This is a genomic window from Conexibacter sp. CPCC 206217 (assembly GCF_030646165.1).
GTDB lineage: Bacteria > Actinomycetota > Thermoleophilia > Solirubrobacterales > Solirubrobacteraceae > Conexibacter.
The window spans coordinates 160,103-179,821 of sequence record NZ_JAUTDO010000007.1; the positions used below are offsets into that span (position 1 = coordinate 160,103).

16 protein-coding genes are annotated in these 19,719 nt (G+C 73.3%); 13 read left to right on the forward strand and 3 right to left on the reverse strand.

Features of this window, described 5'->3' with window-relative positions; all coding sequences use genetic code 11:
- Positions 1-59: 59 nt before the first annotated feature.
- The 4 genes from Q7L65_RS19850 (at position 60) to Q7L65_RS19865 (ending at position 4,471) form a co-directional block, all read left to right on the forward strand.
- Positions 60-1,388 carry a CpaF family protein gene (locus tag Q7L65_RS19850; RefSeq protein WP_304723810.1) on the forward strand — a complete coding sequence of 443 codons (1,329 nt, stop codon included), beginning with the start codon at positions 60-62 and terminating at the stop codon, positions 1,386-1,388.
- A 237-nt stretch (positions 1,389-1,625) separates the two neighbouring features.
- Complete coding sequence (locus Q7L65_RS19855; RefSeq protein WP_304723811.1) at positions 1,626-2,471, forward strand: type II secretion system F family protein; 846 nt, start codon at positions 1,626-1,628, stop codon at positions 2,469-2,471.
- Between the two features lie 52 nt (positions 2,472-2,523).
- Entirely contained in the window at positions 2,524-3,348 is an 825-nt protein-coding gene (locus tag Q7L65_RS19860; RefSeq protein WP_304723812.1) for a type II secretion system F family protein, read from the forward strand.
- Between the two features lie 61 nt (positions 3,349-3,409).
- Positions 3,410-4,471, forward strand: coding sequence for a nitronate monooxygenase (locus tag Q7L65_RS19865; protein WP_304723813.1), 1,062 nt, complete (start codon positions 3,410-3,412; stop codon positions 4,469-4,471).
- A gap of 136 nt (positions 4,472-4,607) precedes the next feature.
- On the opposite strand, the gene Q7L65_RS19870 is transcribed toward Q7L65_RS19865, so the two are convergent.
- Entirely contained in the window at positions 4,608-5,867 is a 1,260-nt protein-coding gene (locus Q7L65_RS19870; protein WP_304723814.1) for a Vps62-related protein, read from the reverse strand.
- A gap of 433 nt (positions 5,868-6,300) precedes the next feature.
- Between Q7L65_RS19870 and mraZ the strand changes: the two genes are divergently transcribed.
- The 9 genes from mraZ (at position 6,301) to murG (ending at position 17,149) form a co-directional block, all read left to right on the forward strand.
- Positions 6,301-6,738 carry a division/cell wall cluster transcriptional repressor MraZ gene (gene mraZ / locus Q7L65_RS19875; RefSeq protein ID WP_304723815.1) on the forward strand — a complete coding sequence of 146 codons (438 nt, stop codon included), beginning with the start codon at positions 6,301-6,303 and terminating at the stop codon, positions 6,736-6,738.
- A 34-nt stretch (positions 6,739-6,772) separates the two neighbouring features.
- Positions 6,773-7,717 (forward strand): 16S rRNA (cytosine(1402)-N(4))-methyltransferase RsmH, encoded by a 945-nt coding sequence (gene rsmH / locus Q7L65_RS19880; protein ID WP_304723816.1) that lies wholly within the window; start codon positions 6,773-6,775, stop codon positions 7,715-7,717.
- The gene (locus tag Q7L65_RS19885; RefSeq protein ID WP_304723817.1) at positions 7,714-9,117 is read left to right on the forward strand and encodes a hypothetical protein; all 1,404 of its coding nucleotides are present in this window, start codon (positions 7,714-7,716) and stop codon (positions 9,115-9,117) included. Before rsmH ends, Q7L65_RS19885 begins: the two co-directional genes overlap by 4 nt.
- Before the next feature lie 100 nt (positions 9,118-9,217).
- Complete coding sequence (locus Q7L65_RS19890) at positions 9,218-10,879, forward strand: penicillin-binding protein 2 (protein WP_304723818.1); 1,662 nt, start codon at positions 9,218-9,220, stop codon at positions 10,877-10,879.
- Between the two features lie 110 nt (positions 10,880-10,989).
- Positions 10,990-12,507, forward strand: coding sequence for a UDP-N-acetylmuramoyl-L-alanyl-D-glutamate--2,6-diaminopimelate ligase (locus tag Q7L65_RS19895; protein WP_304723819.1), 1,518 nt, complete (start codon positions 10,990-10,992; stop codon positions 12,505-12,507).
- 4 nt (positions 12,508-12,511) lie between these two features.
- A complete protein-coding gene (mraY, locus tag Q7L65_RS19900; protein WP_304723820.1) occupies positions 12,512-13,480 on the forward strand; it encodes a phospho-N-acetylmuramoyl-pentapeptide-transferase in 969 nt (322 codons plus the stop codon).
- Positions 13,477-14,802: a UDP-N-acetylmuramoyl-L-alanine--D-glutamate ligase gene (murD, locus tag Q7L65_RS19905; protein WP_304723821.1), complete on the forward strand. Its 1,326-nt coding sequence runs from the start codon at positions 13,477-13,479 to the stop codon at positions 14,800-14,802. The genes mraY and murD overlap by 4 nt, the downstream gene beginning before the upstream one ends.
- Positions 14,803-14,805: 3 nt before the next feature.
- Positions 14,806-16,104 (forward strand): putative lipid II flippase FtsW, encoded by a 1,299-nt coding sequence (gene ftsW / locus Q7L65_RS19910; protein WP_304723822.1) that lies wholly within the window; start codon positions 14,806-14,808, stop codon positions 16,102-16,104.
- Positions 16,013-17,149, forward strand: coding sequence for an undecaprenyldiphospho-muramoylpentapeptide beta-N-acetylglucosaminyltransferase (murG, locus tag Q7L65_RS19915; RefSeq protein ID WP_304723824.1), 1,137 nt, complete (start codon positions 16,013-16,015; stop codon positions 17,147-17,149). Before ftsW ends, murG begins: the two co-directional genes overlap by 92 nt.
- Before the next feature lie 75 nt (positions 17,150-17,224).
- Here the strand turns inward: murG and Q7L65_RS19920 are convergent, their stop codons facing one another.
- Both Q7L65_RS19920 and Q7L65_RS19925 read right to left on the reverse strand, forming a co-directional pair.
- The gene (locus Q7L65_RS19920) at positions 17,225-18,451 is read right to left on the reverse strand and encodes a hypothetical protein (RefSeq protein WP_304723826.1); all 1,227 of its coding nucleotides are present in this window, start codon (positions 18,449-18,451) and stop codon (positions 17,225-17,227) included.
- A gap of 119 nt (positions 18,452-18,570) precedes the next feature.
- A complete protein-coding gene (locus Q7L65_RS19925) occupies positions 18,571-19,626 on the reverse strand; it encodes a fatty acid desaturase (RefSeq protein ID WP_304723828.1) in 1,056 nt (351 codons plus the stop codon).
- Between the last annotated feature and the right edge of the window lie 93 nt (positions 19,627-19,719).

Here is a 19,719-nt window from a genome sequence, read left to right on the forward strand (position 1 = left end):
TGGCACGTTCAGCAGCCTTGGAGGGGGCGAAAAAGCGTCACCAACGGCTCTGGCCGTCCATGAGCGAACAGGCGCAGGCGTTGGACGAGGTCGCCGGCGAGCTGCGGGAGCGGCTCGTGCGGGAGGCGGGGGCGGATGCGGGGGATCGGGGCGGCGGCGGAATGGGCGCGCCGGGCGCGGGCGACGCGGGCGGCGATGCGGGCGAGGGGGCGAGCGCGGGCGCGCTCGCGGGCGCGGGTGCGGATGCGGCCGGCGCGCTCGCCGGCGCGCCTGCGCGGATCGCGGCGCTGGTCGAACGGGAGGGCGCGCTGCTGAGCGCGCCGGAGCGGGTCGAGCTGCGGCGGCGGGTCGCGGAGCGCGCGTTCGGACTCGGACCGCTGGAGCCGCTGCTGGCGGATCCGAGCGTCGACGAGGTGATGGTCAACGGCGTCGGCGGCGAGATCTCCGTGTGGGTCGAGCGCGCGGGGCGGATCGAGCCGACCGCCGCGGCGTTCGGCTCGGTCGCGGAGCTGCGCCACGCGATCGAGCGGATCCTCGCCCCGCTGGGCCGGCGCGTCGACGAGGCCTCGCCCTTGTGCGACGCCCGCCTGCCCGACGGCTCGCGCGTCAACGTCGTGATCCCGCCGCTCGCGCTCGACGGGCCGATTCTGACGATCCGCCGCTTCCGCCGCCATGGCTTCGGGCCGGCGGAGCTGCTCGACGCCGGCACGATCGACGCGCCGCTGCACGACTTCCTGCGCGCGTGCGTCCGCGCGCGCTTGACGCTGCTGGTGAGCGGCGGCACCGGCTCCGGCAAGACGACGACGCTCGGAGCGCTGTCGAGCTTCATCCCCGACGGCGAGCGGATCGTGACGATCGAGGACGCCGCCGAGCTGCAGCTGCGCCAGCCGCACGTCGTCCGCCTGGAGGCGCGTACGGCCTCGCTGGAGGGCCGCGGAGAGGTGACGATCCGCCGTCTCGTGCGCAACGCGCTGCGGATGCGCCCGGACAGGATCGTCGTCGGCGAGGTCCGCGGCGGAGAGGCGCTGGACATGCTGGGAGCGATGTCGAGCGGCCACGACGGATCGCTCTCGACCGTCCACGCGGGCTCCGCCGAGGAGGCGCTGCGACGGATCGAGACGCTTGCCCTGATGGCCGACGTCGCGCTGCCGCACGGCGCGATCCGCGAGCAGGTCGCGGGCGCGATCGACCTCGTCGTCCACCAGCGGCGCGAGCCCGACGGCCGCCGCCGCGTCGTCGCCGTCAGCGCGGTCGACCGCGTCGCCGGCGGCGTCGGCGCCCGCGAGCTGTACGCCATGCGCGACGGCCGCGGCATCTGGCGCCTGCCGCTCCCGGACGAGCTGGCAGCCCGCATCACGGCCGCCGGTTGGACAGGGCCGCAGCGATGAGCCGCGGTGCCTGGGAGCCGGCGGCTGGACGGTGGTCGTGAGGGCCGTTGGGGGTGGGGGTGCGGGACGGCCAGGGGGTCGGGCGGCGGCGGGGAGTTGCGGGCGCACGCGGCCGTCGCGGCTCGCGGCGGCGGTCGGCAGGCGCGGGCTTGTCGACGGGCGCTGGTCGCGGGGTGCGGCGATGCGGCCGTCAGGGCCGCGACATGTGAAGCGGCGCGCGCGGCGGAGCGGCGCGCGGTGACCGCTGCGCCGTTGGCCGGTGCGGCGGGGGCGGTTGCCGTGCTGGCGTTGTGGGAGGGGCTCGCCGCGGTCGAGCTGACCGCTTCGGTGCGGTCGTTGGCGCGCTTCGGGACGCCGCTGGTGCGCGCGCTGCGCGGCGGCGGCGAGCCGAGTGCGCCGGAGCGGCGGCGGCTGGTGCTGGTCGGCGCGGCCGTGATGTTCGTCGCGGGCTGGCTCGTGGCGGGTCCGTTCGCGGCGATCGCGTGCGGCGCGGGCGGCCCGTGGGCGGTCGGCGCGCTGCTGCGCCGGCGACGGCGGCGCTATCGCGAGCAGCTCGAACGGTCGGCGCCGGCGGTCGCACGCGCGATCGCGGACGCGTTGGGCGCCGGTCACGCGATCGGTGCGGCGCTGTCGGAGGCCGAGCGGGCGGTCGAGGGCCCGGCCGCGGCCGAGTTGTCCGTCGTCGCGTCCGCGCTCGCGCTCGGCGAGCCGACCGCGGAGGTGCTGGCGCAGCTGCGCGCCCGCGCGGGCTCCCGTGCGTACGACACGCTCGTCGCGGCGATCCTGCTGCAGCGCGAGGCGGGCGGCGACCTCGCGGCGCTGCTGCGCGAGCTGGCCGCCGCGCAGGAGCACACCGCACGGCTGACCGACGACGCCCGCGCCGCGACCGCACAGGCGCGCTTCACCGGCCTCATCGTCAGCGTCCTCCCGGCCGGCGCGGCCGCACTCGCCGAGCTCGCCCGCCCGGGCACGCTCGCAGCGATCGTCGCGGTCCCGCTCGCCGCCTGGCTCGCCGGCTTCGCGGTCTTCCTCCAAGCGGTGGCCCTTGTGGCGATCCGCCGCTTGGCCCGGGTGATCGGATGAGCCGGTCGGGTTCGGGCGCCGTCGCGACGGCGCGGTTCGCGCGGGTGGGGAGATGAGCCGGGCGGCGCTGCTCGCAGGCATCGCCGGCGCGCTCGCGGGGGTCGGGATCGTTGAGCTGATCGTGCTGCTCAGCGGTCGGCCGCGGGCCTCGCGCGCTGTCGTGCTGCGGGTTCTCGCGCGGCTCGGGCGGCGGTTCGGCGCGGCCGACGCGCCTGGCGATCTGCGGGGGCGGCTCGTCGCGGCGGGGAGTCCGTTCGGATTGCGCGTCAGCGATCTGATGGCGATCAAGGGCGGGGCCGCGCTGCTCGGCCTCGCGTGCGCGCTGCCGCTGAGTGCGCTGCTGCCCGGTCGGCTCGCGTTGCTGGTGCCGGTCGCGCTGCCGGCCGCCACGTTCCTCGCGCCGGATCTGTGGTTGCAGCGGCACGCCCGCGCACGCGGGCGGGAGATGGAGATCGAGCTGCCGGACCTGCTCGACCTGTTGCGTGTGGCGCTGGCCGCCGGGCTTCCGCTCGAACGTGCGATCGGTGACGTCGCGCGGCGCGCGTCCGGACTGCTCGCGCGCGAGTGGCGCACGGTCGCCGTGCAGGTCGAGTTGGGCGTCCCGCGCGAGCGGGCGCTCGCGGACCTCGCGCAGCGCTGCCCGGCGCCCGGGGTCGCGGCGCTCGTGCGCACGCTCGACCGCGCCGCCCGCCACGGCGCCCCGCTCGGCGAAGCGCTCACCGCGCAGGCCGCCGAGGCACGGGCGGCGTACGCGCGCCGCCTCAACGAACAGGCCGCCCGCGCCGCCCCGAAGATCCAGCTCGTCGTCGCCCTGCTGCTCGTCCCCTCGGTTCTGCTGCTCGTCGGTGCCGCGCTGCTGACCGCGTTCGTCGCGTGAGCGCGCAGCGGGCCGCGCCCTGACTGATCGTGGGCCGCGTCGAGCGGCTACGTTTGTGCGAATGACCCGTTTTGCGCTCGACCGCCTCGCCTATCCGATCGTGCAGGCACCGCTCGCCGGCGGACCTTCGACGCCTGCGTTGGCGGCGGCAGTCTCGGCGGTCGGCGGGCTCGGGTTCCTTGCGACCGGCTACAAGACGCCCGAGGCGGTCGAGGCGGACGTGGATGCCGTGCGGGAGATCACCAGTGCGCCGTTCGGCGTCAACGTCTTCGCGGCCGGGGGCGTGCCGGCCGAGCCGGCTGAGGTGGACCGCTATGCCGGCGCCTTGCAGGGGGAAAGCGACAGACTCGGCGTCGCGCTCGGCGTGCCGCGCTTCGACGACGACGAGTTCGTCGCGAAGGTCGAGCTGCTGAGACGGTTGCGACCCGCCGTCGTCTCGTTCACGTTCGCGATCCCGGACGCCGCCACGATCGCGTCGCTGCAGGCCGGAGGGATCGCCGTCTGGATCACGATCACCACCGTCGCGGAGGCGAAGGCCGCCGCCGACGCCGGTGCGGACGCGCTGGTGGTCCAGGGCTTCGAGGCGGGCGGCCATCGCGGCACGTTCGACGACGCTGCGCCCGGCGACGTCGGACTGCTCCCGCTGCTGCAACTCGTCGCCGCCGCGACGCCGGCCGTGCCGCTGGTCGCCGCGGGCGGGGTCGCGACCGGCGCGGGGGTGGCGGCGGTGCTCGCCGCCGGAGCCGCCGCCGCGCAGCTCGGCAGCGCCTTCATGCTGACGCCCGAAGCCGGCACCTCGCAGCCGCACAGAACGGCGCTGGCCGAGCCGGCGACGACGACAGCGCTGACGCGTGCGTTCAGCGGTCGCACGGCACGCGGGATCGTCAACCGCTTCCTGCGCGACCACGACGCCGAGGCCCCGCGCGGCTATCCGGAGGTGCACCACATGACCGCGCCCCTGCGCGCCGCGGCCCGCGAGCGCGGCGACGCCGACGCGATCAATCTGTGGGCCGGCCAAGCGCACGCCCTCGCCGAGCCGCTCCCCGCGGGCGAGCTGGTCGAACGGCTCGCCGCCGACGCCCGCACGGCGTTGCGCGCGGCGGTCGAGCGCACGGGCGCCTGAACGACTGGCGGCCGGTCGCCCGGCGCGTGAACGATCGGCGGCCGGTCGCCCGGCGCCTGAACGATTGGCGGCCGGTCGCCCGGCACGCCCCGACGGACGCGCCCCGCTCCCGCCGCGCGGCCCGGCTCGAAGCCGCTCAGCCGACCGGGCGCCGCGACACGTTGCTGCGCTGGTCGAGCGCGTTGTAGCCGGCGAGGCGGAGCTGCGCCGGGGTGCCCGCGGCGATCAGCTCGATCGTGAGGTCGATGGAGGCCCCCTTGACGCGGGCGCGTGCGTGGCCGAGCGCCGCGCCGTCGGCATCGACCACGACGGCGTCGAGATAGCGCGCGCGCCGCAGCAGCCACCCGCCCACGCGCGCTCGCGCCTGCACGCGAGGCGCGTCGCGTCCCGCATCGACAGCGACCGGCGTCGTCGCGTCGATCTCGACCCGCCGCGGCCATGTCGCGCCACCGAGTCGTTGCAGCGCCCTGCTGAGCCATGCGTTGGGGGCGATCGCGCCAGGGGTGTGGCGGCGCAGCGGTCTCGTTCCGGCGCGGCGCTTGCCGCGCGCGAGCGGGCCCGGTGGGCTGTCGCCGCCGAAGCCTCTCGGCGCGAGCCGGCGTGCGAGCGCGACGAGCCAGGCGGGGAGCGGGACGACGGCGCCGGTGTCCGGTCCCCAGCGGCCCGGCCAGCCCGGCCACACGTCGGCCTCGGCCGCGTCGAGCGCGCGCACGCGCGGGACGCCGCTGCGGCCGCCGTCGGACGTGTTGTCCTGCTTGAGCTTGCGCGGCTGTGCGGCCGCTGTCAGGTACGCGGCGTGCGAACCCTCGGCGACGTAGACGCGGGGCCGGCGCCGCTCGATCGTCAGCTGCGCCGCGCCCGCCTCGACGCGATGGGCGCTGCCGTGCTGCATCACGGTGACGGCGACGATCGCGCCGCCGGGCGCCAGCTCGACCTGGACCTGCTCCCAGTCCCCGACGTGACGGCCGATGTCGGTGAAGCGGATCCCGAACGGGTTGTCGACCCAGAAGAACCAGTAGGAGAGCGCCCGCCCGCCGCCGATCAGCGGCTCGATCTCGCCGTAGCAGACCCATTCCGACGGGCCGGGCGGGGGAGCGAACGCCGCGAACATGCGGGCGGCGAGCGGCAGCGGTGCCGCGGCCGGCGGCTGCGTCGCCGCCGGCGACTGCGTCCCTGCCGCGATCGCATCCGCCAGCGGGTCGAGATGGAGCCCCGCCTGTCTGGACCCAGCCGTCGCGGCAAGCTCGGCCGGCGGTCCGCTGAGCCGCTCGCCGTCGGCGACGACAGCCGCGCGCGCGAGGAACGGATCGACCGCGACGGGCGCGAAGCGCTCCAGCAGGTCGAGCCGCAGCAGCGGCGCGTGACGCTGCAGCAGCTCCAGCTCGTCGGGCGACATGCGCGCATTGTCGCGGCTGAGGGGATGGACGCGCGCCAATCGCACCGACGATTGGTGGATCGGGTGCTCGGGTCTCGGGCGCCTTGCGTGCGCGAATCGGCCGCTTCCGACCCGCCCCACTTCGGCACACCGGACGGACGGAATCCCCACGACGGCGCTGCGCCGTTGCAAGCGTGCGCCCAGTTGCGCCGGGTGCAATCGCTCATGCGGAATTCCTCCGAAGCTCGTCCCACACCGTCCCACCGCGCGATGACCCGTGGTGAAGGGGAATCCCGGGGGTCGGCGAACTGAACGCCATGATCGGTGGGTGAAAGGGCGGGAGATGGGTTGCAAAGTGGGAGAGAGTGGGTTAGCTTGCCTCGCATACGGACCGGGGTGGCAGGGCTCCTCCCACTCAGCCACCCCGGTTCGGAACCTCTTCAGGCGATGACCCTTGACGTTCCGCGGCACTTTCGACCTCACCCTCGACGCGAAGAATCGGCTCACCGTGCCGACGCGTTACCGGGCGACGTTTGCGGAGGGCATCGTGCTCGCGGCGGGACTCGAGGACTGCGTCGCGATCTGGCGCCCCGAGGACTACGACGCGTGGACCGCAGCGGCGCTGCAGGGCCACAGCCCGCTGTCGCCGGAGTTCCGCAAGCTCAACCGTCACTTCACCGCGAACTCGCACCCGACCGAGTTGGACGGAGCGGGCCGCGTGATGGTGCCGAGATTCCTGCTCGACTCCGGCAAGTTGACGAAGGACGTCAGCGTCGTCGGGGCCGGCGAGTGCCTCGAGATCTGGGATCGCGGCGGCTGGGCCGCGTACAACGGCGAGGTGCTGGAGAACGTCTCCGAGATCGCCGCCGGGCTGCAGTCCTCGGCCGGATGAACAGTTTCCATAACTAGTGGCCACACTTCTTGACATGACCGGCATCCACATCCCCGTCCTCGCTGGGGAGCTGATCGAGCTGCTCGACCCGCAGCCCGGCCAGATCGCCGTCGACTGCACGCTCGGCGGCGGCGGTCACGCACGCCTCGTCGCCGACCGCATCGGACCGTCCGGCACGCTGATCGGGATCGATCGAGACCCGATCGCCGAGCAGCGCTTCGCCGAGTTGGCGGACGACGTCCCCTGCGCGACGCGCTTCATTCGCGCCGACTTCGCGCAGGGTCTGCAACAGCTCGCCGACGAGGACGCACAGGCAGACCTCGTCTACATGGACCTCGGCATGTCCTCGATGCAGGTCGACACGTGGGAGCGCGGCTTCTCCTACGCCTACGACGCCCCACTCGACATGCGGATGGATCCCGAGCAGGAGCTGAGCGCTCACGACGTCGTCAACAGCTGGGACGAGCGTCAGCTCGCGCGGCTGCTGAAGGAGTACGGCGAGGAGCGCTACGCCGGCAAGATCGCCCACGTGATCGTGCGCACGCGCGCCGACCATCCGATCGAGACGACGCAGGCGCTCGTCGACGTGATCAAGTCCGCGATCCCGATCCCGGCGCAGTTCGGCGGCGGCCACCCGGCGAAGCGCACGTTCCAGGCGATCCGCATCGCGGTCAACGCTGAGCTGGAGCAGATCGACGAAGGCCTTCCGCGCGCGTGGAAGGTCTTGAAGACCGGCGGCAGGCTCGCCGCGATCTCGTTCCACTCGCTGGAGGACCGCCGCGTCAAGCGCTTCCTCGCCGACCGTGCGAAGGGCTGCATCTGCCCGCCCGACCTGCCCGTCTGCGCCTGTGGCCGCACGCCCGAAGGCGAGCTGCTGACCCGTCGCGCGATCGCACCGACCCCCGGTGAGGTCGCGCAGAACCCACGCGCGAAGTCAGCGCACCTGCGTGGTGCGCGCAAGCTGAAGGAGATCTCGTGACCCCTGCGCCCGCAACCGCCGCCGGCCGCCGCCGTGCGTCCGGTGCAACCGGAGCAGGGGGCGGCCACGGCACGCCGCCGCGCCGCAGAGCGCCGCCGTCGCGTCGTGTCTCCGGCCCCGCCGCGCCGCGCAAGCAGGAGCAGGAGCGCGCGTCCGGGCACGCCGGCACCGGCATGCACGCGGCAGAGACGAGCCGCGCCAACGACCTCCAGGAACGCGCCGCGCTCGCACGCGAGCAGGCCGCGCGCCAGGCGCGCAGCGCTGCCCCGAAGCGCCGCGCGAGAGCGCCGCTGCCGGAGGTGGACGAGCCGCAGGTGCGTCGTTCGGCGCCGTCATCGCGCGTGGACGAGCCGACGTCGCGTCGTTCCGCGCCCGCGCCGCGCGAATCCGCGCGCCCGGCGCGCGAATCCGCGCGCCCGGCGCGTGGATCCGCCTCGCGCTCGCGTGCCTCTGCGCCGGCGCCCGGCGCCCGTGGGTCGATGCCGCTCAGCGCGCTTGCGGCGCGGATCACGGGTCCGCGCGGCGGGGCGGGCGGAGCTGCTGTGGCGAGCGGAGCTGCCGCCGCCGCGCTCCCGCTCCCGCTGCCGCAGACCGCTCCCGCTCCGGCGCGGCGCAAGCCTGCGGCCGTGCCGCGGCCGACGCGGCAGAAGCGCTCCGATCTGCCGCTGCCCGCTCGCTTCGCCGCCTGGGTGCGCAGCCTGCCAGACCATCACCTGCTCGAGCGCCTGATCGGCGGTCGGATGTGGATCGTGCTGATCGGCACGCTGCTGGTCGGGCTCGTGACGCTGCAGCTGTCGCTGCTGAAGCTCAACGCCGGAATCGGCTCGGCGGTCGAGAAGAGCGCGCAGTTGGAGCAGCAGAACCGCACGATGCGTGCCGACAACTCGATGCTGACCGATCCCGAGCGCGTGATCCAGAGCGCCACGCAGATGGGTCTCGTGATGCCGCCGCAGGGCTCGCCGCGCTTCCTGCACTCCAAGTCCGCCGACGCGAGCAGCGCGGCGCGCACGGTCAGAGCGCCCGACGCGACCGCCCTCGCGGCGGCCGCCGCCGCAGCCGGCACGACGCTCGACGACGGCACCTCGACCGATGGCACCACCGACACGACCGCGGCGACGACCGACGACACCGGCACGACCGACCCGGCGACGACCGACTCCGGCACGACCGACGACACCGGCACGACCGACACGACCGCGGCTACGGCCGACACCACCGGCACGACCGACCCGTCCGCGACCGACGCCGCCGGCACGACCGACCCGTCCGCGACCGACACCGCCGGCACGACCGACCCGGCGACGACCGACACCGGCACGACCGGCACGACCGACCTGTCCGCGACCGACACCGCCGGCACGACCGACGCCGCGGGCGGCGCAAGCGCGCCGACCGGGTGAGGAACGGCGTGACCGGCCCGATCCACGAGCGGGCGAGCGACCACGGCCGCGACCCGCGCGCGATCGGCGCCGCGGTCGCGCCCAGCGAGACGAGGTCCCCGTGCCGAGCCTGACCGACCGCCGCATCAGCCTGCTGTTCCTGATCTTCCTCGCCGCGCTCTCGCTCGCGTTCCTGCGCGCGGGGTGGCTCGGCGCCGTCAAGGCGCCGGCGCTCAAGCGCGCCGCCGACACGCAGCAGGTGCAGACGATCGCGCTGCCGGCCCCGCGCGGGACGATCACCGACCGCGACGGCGCCGTGCTGGCGCTGTCGGAAGTCGCCAGCGACATCTCCGCGACGCCGTACATCGTCAGAGACCCGCTCAGAGCCGCCAAGGAGCTGGCGCCGCTGCTGCAGCAGTCCGAGCAGGACGTGCTCAGAAAGCTGAACGAGCACAGCGGCTTCGTCTACCTCGGCCGCCGCGTGCCCGCCGCGCGCGCGAACGCGATCCGCAGACTCGGGATCGACGGGATCGCCTTCACGCCCAGCTCGCTGCGGACCTATCCGCGCGGCTGGCTCGCGTCGCAGCTGCTCGGCTCCGCCAGCGAGCAGCCCGGCGGCGGCAGCGGCCTGGAATACGGCGAGGACAGAGTTCTGCGCGGTCAGGACGGCGTGCGCCGGATCGTCAACGACGCGCTCGGGCAGGCGATCTCGATCAAGGACCAGACGCCGACGGTCCCCGGCAGAGACATCCAGCTGACGATCGACGCCGGCCTGCAGGAGAAGGTCGAGAGCGTGCTGGAGGGCGTCGGGCGCACCTACCGGCCCAGAGGCGCGACCGCGATCGTGATGAACCCGCAGACGAGCGAGGTGCTCGCGATGGCGAACTGGCCGCGCGTGGACGCCAACAACCCCGGCGGCGCGCCCGCCTACGCGCAGCAGAACCGCGCGGTCGGCTTCACGTTCGAGCCGGGCTCGACCTTCAAGGCGTTCACGGTCGCCGGCGCGCTGCAGGACGGCACCGCGACGCCCGAGAAGACCTACTACCTGCCGACTGAGCTGCACATAGCCGACCGCATACTCCACGACGCCCACGAGCGCGGCGACGAGACCGCCAGCGTCGCGCAGATCCTCGCCGAGTCGAGCAACATCGGCGCGGTCAGAATCGCGCTCGACATGGGCGCCAGACGCTTCAGCCAGTGGGTCGACACGTTCGGCTTCGGCAGAAGAACCGGCGTCGCGCTGCCCGGCGAGGAGGTCGGGATCGTGCCGACCTACAAGCAGTACTCGGGTTCCTCGATCGCGAACCTGCCGATCGGCCAGGGCCAGGCCGTCACGCCGCTGCAGATGATGGAGGGCTACGCCGCGATCGCCAACGGCGGCATCCTGCGCACGCCGAGACTGCTGGAGAAGGTCGGCGGCGTGCCCGTGCCCGAGGAGCGCGGCAGACGCGTGATCTCCGCGCAGACCGCCGCCGAGGTGCGCGAGATGCTCAGAGGCGTGCTCGCGGCCGGCGGCACCGCGGCCGAGGCGTCGATTCCCGGCTACGACCTCGCCGGCAAGACCGGCACCGCGAACAAGGTCGATCCGGACACCGGCGAGTACTCCAGAACCAGATACATCGCGTCGTTCATGGGCTTCGCGCCGGTCAGAGACCCGCAGCTGCTCGTCTCCGTCGTCGTCGACGAGCCGCAGGGCTCGATCTACGGCGGCGAGGTCGCGGGGCCGGCGTTCCAGAAGATCGCGGCCTGGGCGCTGCCGTACTTCGGCGTGCAGCCGAATTGACCGGCATGCGTCCGCAGGCGCGGCTGGACGGCGCCTCCGAGGGCCTTGCAGGTGGCGCGCCGGCACCCGTGCGGGGAGGGGTCGGGCCGGCCGAGTACACTCGTCGCCCGATGAAGCTGCTGGACGTGATCGGCAGCGCTGTCGCCTCTCCGCTCGCACCTGCCGCCGCAAGCGTCGAGATCGCCGCGCTCGCCTACGACAACCGGAAGGTCCAGCCGGGAACGCTCTTCTTCTGCGTGCCCGGCTTCACCCGTGACGGGCACGACTTCGCGCCCGACGCCGTCGCGCGTGGCGCGTCTGCGCTCGTGGTCGAGCGGTCGCTCGGGCTCGGCGTTCCAGAAGTGCAGGTGCCCTCGGTTCGCGTCGCAATGGCGCAGTTCGCGGCGCGCTTCAACGGCGACCCCAGCGACGAGCTGCAGGTCGTCGGCGTGACCGGCACCAACGGCAAGACGACGACCGCGTTCCTCGTGCGCGGCCTGCTGGAGGCCGCCGGCCGCCAGACCGGCCTGCTCGGGACGGTCACGTCGATCGTCGGCGGGGAGCAGCGCGAGGTCCAGCGCACGACCGCCGAGGCGGTCGAGCTGCAGGCCGACCTGCGCGCGATGCTCGACGGTGGCGACGTCGCGGCTGCCATCGAAGTGTCTTCGCACGCGCTGGAGCTGCACCGCGCCGACGCGACCCGCTTCGCCGTCGCGATCTTCACGAACCTGACGCAGGACCACCTCGACTTCCATCCGACGATGGAGGAGTACTTCCTCGCCAAGCGCAAGCTGTTCCTGGTCGAGAGCGACGCGGCCGCGGCGAGCGCCGGCGTCGCGGGCGTGGGCACCGCCGTCGTCAACCTCGACGACCCCTACGGCCGCCGCCTCGCCGACGAGCTGCGCGCAGCGGGCGAGACGCCGGTCACGATCGCGATCGACGCGGACGCCGACTACCGCGCGACAGAGCTGACGACCGGCCTGACCGGCTCGACCTTCACCGCCCTCACGCCCGAGGGGCCGATCGCGCTGCGCACACCGCTGCCGGGCCGCTTCAACGTCCAGAACGTGCTCGGCGCGATCGCCGCCGCGCGCGCGCTCGGGGTCTCGCTGCCCGAGATCGCGCAGGCGCTGCCGCAGGCCGGCCGCGTCCCCGGCCGCTTCGAGCCGGTCGACGAGGGTCAGCCGTTCGCCGTGCTGGTCGACTACGCGCACACGCCCGACTCGCTCGACAACGTCCTGCAGGCCGCGCGCGGCCTGACCGAGCAGCGCGTGCTGAGCGTCTTCGGCTGCGGCGGCGACCGCGACCGCACGAAGCGGCCGCTGATGGGGGAGATCGCCGCGCGCCTCTCCGACGAGACCTATGCGACCTCCGACAACCCGCGCTCGGAGGACCCCGCCGCGATCCTCGCAGAGGTCGTCGTCGGGACCGGGACCGGTCCCCACGTCCACGTCGAGGTCGACCGCCGCAAGGCGATCGCCGACGCGATCGGCGCCGCGCGCGCGGGCGACGTCGTCGTGATCGCAGGAAAAGGGCACGAACAGGGGCAGGAGTTCGAAGGCGGCCGCAAGCTGCCGTTCGACGACGTCACGGTCGCGCGCGAGGCGCTGCAGGCGCTGTCAACCACCGCGAACGACGGGACGGCCTGACCAGATGGGACGGATCCTGATCGCGGGCACCGCGTCGCTGCTGCTCTGCATCTTCCTGAGCCCGAAGTTCATCGCCTTCATCCGCGAGCGCGAGTTCGGCCAGCAGATCCGCGCCGAGGGCCCCGAGGGGCACCACGCGAAGGCGGGCACGCCGACGATGGGCGGGATCATCATCTTCACGGCGGTCTCGATCCCGTTCCTGATCCTGACCGAGTACGACTGGCTCGCGGTCGGCGTCTTCGGAACGGCGATCGCGTGCGCGCTGATCGGCTTCGTCGACGACTACACGAAGGTCGTCCACCGCCGCTCGCTCGGCGTCAGAGGCCGCACGAAGCTGCTCGCGACGGTCGCGATCTCGATCGGCCTGTGGCTGGCGGCGACGAGAGGCGCGGGGTTGCAGCCGACGCTGCGGCTGCGTGTGGTCGACGCCCAGATCGATCTGGGATTCCTCTATCCCGTCTTCATCTACCTCGTCGTCGCGGGCACCACCAGCGGCGTCAACCTGACCGACGGGCTCGACGGCCTCGCGGCCGGCTGCGCGGCGATCGTGCTGCTCGCCTTCATCGGGATCACCTTCATCACGACCGGTCAGCAGGAGCTGTCGCTGCTGGCGGCGTGCCTGGTCGGAGCGTGCGTCGGGTTCCTCTGGTTCAACTCGTTCCCAGCCAACATCTTCATGGGCGACACCGGCTCGCTCGGCCTCGGCGGCGCGATCGCGGGGCTGGCGGTGATGACGAAGACCGAGATCCTGCTCGTGATCCTCGGCGGGATCTTCGTGATCGAGACGCTGTCGGTCGCGATCCAGGTGTTCGCGTTCCAGACGTTCCGCAGACGCGTCTTCCTGATGGCGCCGATCCACCACCACTTCGAGCTGCGCGGCTGGTCGGAGACGAAGATCATCCTGCGCTTCTGGATCATCGCCTCGGTCTGCAGCGCGATCGGCTTCACGATCTACCAGCAGAGCATCCGGTGAGCCGCCGGCCGGCATTGCCGGGCGGCCCCTACCTCGTCGTCGGGCTTGCGCGCTCGGGGATCGCCGCCGCCCTGCTGCTGCATGCGCGCGGCGAGCGGGTGATCGCGCTCGACGCGGGAACGCCGGACGTAGAGAGGCTTCGCGCGGCGGGCGTCGAAGTGCACCTGGATGGCCCAGGGACCGACTTCGTCAGCGACCAGCGCACGCTCGTCAAGAGCCCCGGCGTGCCGCACAGCGCGCCGGTCGTCGCCGCCGCGCGCGAGCGCGGGCTGCCCGTGCTGGGCGAGGTCGAGCTGTCCTGGAGCCTGCTCCCGAACGAGTTCATCGCGGTGACCGGCACCAACGGCAAGACGACGACGACCGAGCTGCTCGGCCACGTCCACCGCACCGCCGGGCTGCCGGTCGCGGTCGCCGGCAACGTCGGCACCGCGGTCGCATCGCTCGTCGGCGCGCTCGAGCCCGCCGCGACCGTCGTCTGCGAGACCTCCAGCTACCAACTGGAGGACACGCTCGCGTTCGCCCCCGAGGCCGCGCTGCTGCTGAACGTGACGCCCGACCACCTCGACCGCCACGGCACCTTCGAGGCGTACCGCGACGCGAAGCTGGAGGCGTTCCGGCGCCAGGACTCCGGCGACGTCGCGGTCACCTCGACCGCGCTCGCGGAGCTGCTGCCCGGCAGAGCCCGCCGCGTCACCTTCGGCACCGTCGCCGACGGCGCGACGATCGCGTTGCATCCCGACGGCGCGATCACGTGGGAGGGCGCGCCGTTGATCGCGTCCGAGGAGATCCGCATCCGCGGCCCGCACAACCGCGAGAACGCGATGGCGGCTGCGGGCGTCGCGCTCGCGCGCGGGATCGAGCCCGACGCCGTGCGCGAGGCGCTGCGCACGTTCGCCGGCGTCGCGCACCGGCTCGAGCCGATCCGCGAGCTGGACGGCGTCGCCTACGTCAACGACTCGAAGGCGACCAACGTCGACGCGACGCAGGTCGCGCTGCGCTCGTTCGCCCCTCACACGGTCCACCTGATCGCCGGCGGCGTGCCGAAGGCGCAGGACTTCACGCCGCTGGCGCCGCTCGTCGCCGAGCGCTGCGCCGCCGTCTACCTGATCGGCGAGGGCGCGCAGGAGATCGCCGCGGCGTGGGAGCCGGCCGGCGTGCCGATGTTCGACGCGCGCGACATGGCCGGCGCGCTGCTGGCCGCTCGCGCCGCGTCGCAGCCGGGGGAGACGGTGCTGCTGTCGCCCGCCTGCGCGAGCTTCGACCAGTACGAGAACTTCGAGGCGCGCGGGGATCACTTCCGGCGCCTCGTCGAGGAGGCCTGACCGGTGGCCTCCGCCGCTCGCGTCCCGCGCATCAGGCGACGGGAGCGCGTCCCCACGCAGCCGCGGCCGATCGAGCACCGCGTGCTGATCACCGCGACGCTGTGCCTGATCGCGATCGGTGCCGTGATGGTCTACAGCGCCTCCTCCGCGCGCAACGTGCTGGAGGCCGGCGGCAGCGGGTCGGGCTATCTGGTCCGCTACGTCGGGCTCGGGCTGATCGCGCTCGCCGGCATGCACGTGATGGCGCGCCACGGCGTCGAGCTGATGAGACGCTTCACGCCGCTGCTGCTGATCGGCTCGTTCGCCGCCTGCGTGCTCGTGCTCGTGCCGGGCGTCGGCACCGAGGTCAACGGCGCGCGCTCGTGGCTGGGGCCGGGCATCTTCTCGCCGCAGCCGTCGGAGTTCATGAAGCTCGCGCTGATCCTCTACTGCGCGCAGTTCCTGTCGTCGCACCCGAAGCGGATCATGACCTCCTTCAGAGGCATGCTGAGCCCGGTCGGCTACGTCGCCGCAGCCGCCTGCTTCCTCGTCATCATCGAGCCCGACACCGGCACGACGCTCGTGCTCGTCGGGATCGTCGCGTCGATGCTGATCGTCGCGGGCGTGCCGATGAAGTACCTCGGCTACTGCGCCTTGATCGGCGGCGTGCTGCTGCTGTTCCTGGTGCTCCTGCAGCCGTACCAGCAGGACCGCCTGACCTCGTTCCTGGACCCGTGGGCGTCGAAGTCCGGCGAGGGCTTCCAGTCGGTGCAGGGGCAGATCGCGCTCGGCTCCGGCGGCTTCTTCGGCGTCGGGCTGGGGCAGTCGGTGCAGAAGGTCTTCTACCTGCCGGAGGCGCACACCGACTTCATCCTCGCGGTGATCGGCGAGGAGCTGGGGCTCGTCGGCGTCTCGGTCGTGATCTCGCTGTTCGGCCTGATCGTGTGGTCCGGGCTGCGGATCGCACGGAGCGCCGTCGACCAATATGCAAAGCTGCTGGCCGTGGGCCTCACGGCCCTGATCTCATGTCAGGCGATCCTCAACATCTTCGTCGTGCTCGGGTTGGCGCCGCTGACCGGCGTCCCGCTGCCGTTCGTCTCGTACGGACCGACGAACCTGATCGTGATCCTCGGCGCCGTCGGCCTGCTGCTGAACCTGGCCGACCGCAACCGCGCGTACATGCGCCTGGTCGACACCGGCCGCGCACCCGCCACGACTGCCGCGGACTCGCGTGAGCGCGCCGATCAGGATCGTGATCGCCGCCGGCGGGACGGCGGGCCACGTCGTACCGGCACTGGCGGTCGCCGACGCGCTGCGGGCTGACGGCGCCTCCGTCGTCTTCGTCGGCGGCGAGCGGGCGGAGAAGGAGCTGGTGCCGGCCGCCGGCTACGAGCTGCGGACGCTGTCGGTCGAGGGGATCAGCCGCACGAACCCGCTGAAGGCGGCGCGGGCGGTTGCGAAGGCGGGCGCTGGCGTGGTGCTCGCGCGATCGCTGCTGGGCTCGCTGAGACCGGACGCCGTGATGGGCGGCGGCGGCTACGTCGCCGGGACCGTCGGCGCGGCGGCCGCGTCGCGCAGGCTGCCGCTGGTGCTGACGGAGGCCGACAGCCATCTGGGGATCTCCAACCGCATGCTGGCGCGGTTTGCGACGCGCGTCTGCCTCGCGTTCCCGCTGGACGGTCGTGACGGCGACCGCTACCTCGTGACGGGCCGCCCGGTCCCGCCGCCGGCGACCGATCGCGCGGCCGCGCGCGCCCGCTTCGGCCTCGCCGACGGCGACGTGGTCGTGCTCGTCTTCGGCGGCTCGCTCGGGGCGCGCTCGATCAACGGGGCGGCGCTCGAGGCGTTCGCCGACGCCGCGACGGTCGACGGGTGGGTCGCCCCCGCGAGCGGCTCCGCTTCGACGCGCGGCGCGGCTCCTGCGAGCGGCTCCGCTCGCCGCGTGCGCATCCTCCACGCCGCCGGCGCGCGCGACTTCGCGACGCTCGGGTCGCCCGGCCCGCACTACGACCTGCGCGAGTACATCGACGGGTTCGGCGAGGCATTGCTGGCGAGCGATCTCGTCGTCGCGCGCTCGGGCGGGTCGATCTTCGAGGTCGCCGCGCACGGCAGAGCGGCGATCCTGATCCCGTACCCGCACGCCGCCGCCGACCACCAGAGCGCGAACGCGCGCTGGATGGAAAAGGCCGGCGCCGCGATCGTCGTCCCGGACGCCGAGCTGACCGCGCAGCGGCTCGCGGACGAGGTCGCTGCGCTGCTGCGCGACCGCGACCGCCTCGCGGCGATGTCCGCCGCCTCGGCCGCGCTCGCGCGGCCGGACGCGGCGCAGGCGATCGCGAACGAGCTGCTGGCGGCGGCCGCCAGGTAGGCGCTGCTGCCGACGAGCGGTCGTCCACTGGTCTCACAGACCAGCAAACGACCGCTCCTCTGGCTCAGACCGACATCACTGCAATCCCATCTGCGGCTCGCCCTGCGCGTTGAGCCCGTTCGCCACCCGGACGCATCTGCCGCCTCTCGGGGTGCCGCCGTTGTAGGCCTGGCGCAGGCAGTTGCGCATCGCCATCTGGCCCCAGTAGTTGGCGTGGATGCTCTCCTGCAACTGGTACGGACCGACCAGCGTCGTGACCGTGCGGATCTGGTTGACCCACTCGCTGTTGTCGACCGCGCCGCCACTCTGCCACGTCGGCACGCCGCGCTCCTCCAGCAGCCCGACCGTGTTCTCGCACAGCCGCCGCCCGTCCAGCGCCGTCTGCAGGTCGATCAGCCTGGTGTTCGTCAGGCCGCTCGACGCGAGCGCGTTGCGCATCGTGTTGTTCATCGCCGGCACGACGACGTCGTTGGCCCAGTCGAGGTCTCTGTTCCACGCCCCGCAGCCGCCGACCGACTGGCGCGTGTAGCCGGACTCCGAGTAGCGGATCCCGGAGCCGCGCGGGATCGGCGACCAGTAGGTCTGGCCGAGGATCGTGTACTGCGAGCTGCTGTAGCCGGCGTTCGTCATCGCCTGCGCGACCCGCTGCAGCGCGGCGCGCACGTTGTTGGTCTCCGTCACCTGCCGCGCGGCGGTGAAGCGCGAGGCGATGCCGGAGTCGTCGGAGCAGTAGTTCTTCCACCACGTCGGCGACGTCAGCCAGTCCACGACGCAGGCCTGGACGACGTCCGCGAAGCCGTAGTTGTTCGCCCCGATCATCACGACGACGGCCCTCACGTTGTGCGTCGCGGCGTACTCCTGCAGCGCGAGCGCCTGCCCTCTGCGGCCCTGTGCGTCGCTGTAGAAGTCGATCCCCGGCTTGAAGTCCTCGCCGGACGCCGTTCCGACCGTCGAGGTCCGCGCGCCGGAGCAGGCGAGGTTGGCGCCGGCGACGCCGCCGCCGATGAACGCCTGCGCGCTTCTGGAGCGGTGGCAGCCTCTGATCGCCTCGCCGGACGGCGCGTCCCAGTAGGCGGTCGCGCCGAGCGCGTCGATCTTCGACGGCGCCTGATTCGTGTTGCCGGCCCAGCGGCCGGCCTCCCCCGAGATCGCCGAGTCGCCGAGCGTGACGACCGTCGGCGTGCCGGCCCCCGGCCCGTCAGCGACGGCCGCGGCCGGCAGTGCGGCGGCGGCGACCGTGGTCGCGACGGCAAGCGCACAGCCGAACCCGCGCAGGCGGCGCGGGCGAACATCTCCCCTCATCAGGCTCTCCTCCCGATGGTGCCCCAGCCCGACGCCAGGGCGTGATGGGGGATACCACGTTCGCGCCATCCGGCAAACGCGCCAGGTTGTGGCGCGTCAGGACACGGCGAAGCGGCGCGTCAGGCTGCGACCGGGCGCCGCGTCGCCTGGCGCGCCTCGCGGAACGTCACGATCCGCTTGCGCTCCTCGCACCACAGCTTCAGCCGCGGCGCCTTCAGCGCGTCCCACAGCGTCAGCACCGGCACGTCGCGCAGGACCGCGACGTTGTCGTGCGCGCCCTGCAGCTTGTAGTTCGGCACCCGCGCCGACAGGTGGTGAACGTGGTGCAGGCCGATGTTGCCGGAGAAGAACTGCAGCACCTTCGGGAGCTTGAGGTAGGAGCTGCCGCGCAGCGCGGCGTCGGCGTAGGACCACTCGTCGCTCGTCTCCCAGTACGTGTCCTCGAACTGGTGCTGGACGAAGAACAGCCAGACCCCCGCGCCGCCCGCCATCAGCACCAGCGGCGTCTGGATCAGCAGGAACGCCTGCCAGCCGATCAGCCAGCAGACCGCGGCGATCGAGACGCCGAGCACGACGTTGGTGAGCAGCACGCTGTTGCGGATCCGCGGCCGCATCTGCTTGTTGATCAGCCGCGGATAGACGGCGAACGACCAGATCGGACCGAACGTGAACAGCACCAGCGGGTTGCGGAAGATGCGGTAGGCGAGCTTCGCGCCGCGGCTGGAGGCGTTGTACTCGGCGACTGTCAGCGTCATCACGTCGCCTTCGCCGCGGCGGTCGAGGTCACCCGCGCTGGCGTGGTGGACCGCGTGGCTGTGGCGCCACGAGGCGTACGGCGTGAAAACGAGCAGGGCGGTGAAGCGGCCGACCCACGTGTTCGCCGTCTTCGACGCGAACAGCGAGCCGTGGCCGCAGTCGTGGAACATGATGAACGTGCGCAGCAGGAAGCCGGACGCCGGCACCGCTATCAGCAGCGTCAGCCAGTAGGAGACGTCCAGCGACCAGACCAGCACGGGCCACAGCAGCAGGTACGGCAGCACGGAGGTGGCGAGGTCGAGCAGGCTGCGCTTCAGGTCGGGCGTCGCGTAGGGCGCGATCGCCTCCCGCCAGGGGTTGTGCATCTGCGGCTGCGCCTTCTGTCCGGGCGCGGGCGCGCGCTCGTGGGTCTCCTGCATCGTGATCGACCGCCTCGTTTCGTGGAACGGGGCGCCGATCTTGCAGCGGCGGCGCCGGACTCGTAATGGTGTGTACAAGCGAACCGTACTGCG

Excerpts from the sequence above, each read along its gene's own strand:
- rsmH (WP_304723816.1), top strand. The coding sequence starts at position 6,773 with ATGACCGGCATCCACATCCCCGTCCTCGCTGGGGAGCTGATCGAGCTG.
- Q7L65_RS19865 (WP_304723813.1), top strand. The coding sequence starts at position 3,410 with ATGACCCGTTTTGCGCTCGACCGCCTCGCCTATCCGATCGTGCAGGCA.
- Q7L65_RS19850 (WP_304723810.1), top strand. The coding sequence starts at position 60 with ATGAGCGAACAGGCGCAGGCGTTGGACGAGGTCGCCGGCGAGCTGCGG.
- Q7L65_RS19860 (WP_304723812.1), top strand. The coding sequence starts at position 2,524 with ATGAGCCGGGCGGCGCTGCTCGCAGGCATCGCCGGCGCGCTCGCGGGG.
- Q7L65_RS19870 (WP_304723814.1), bottom strand. The coding sequence starts at position 5,867 with ATGTCGCCCGACGAGCTGGAGCTGCTGCAGCGTCACGCGCCGCTGCTG.
- Q7L65_RS19920 (WP_304723826.1), bottom strand. The coding sequence starts at position 18,451 with ATGAGGGGAGATGTTCGCCCGCGCCGCCTGCGCGGGTTCGGCTGTGCG.
- mraY (WP_304723820.1), top strand. The coding sequence starts at position 12,512 with ATGGGACGGATCCTGATCGCGGGCACCGCGTCGCTGCTGCTCTGCATC.
- Q7L65_RS19925 (WP_304723828.1), bottom strand. The coding sequence starts at position 19,626 with ATGCAGGAGACCCACGAGCGCGCGCCCGCGCCCGGACAGAAGGCGCAG.
- Q7L65_RS19895 (WP_304723819.1), top strand. The coding sequence starts at position 10,990 with ATGAAGCTGCTGGACGTGATCGGCAGCGCTGTCGCCTCTCCGCTCGCA.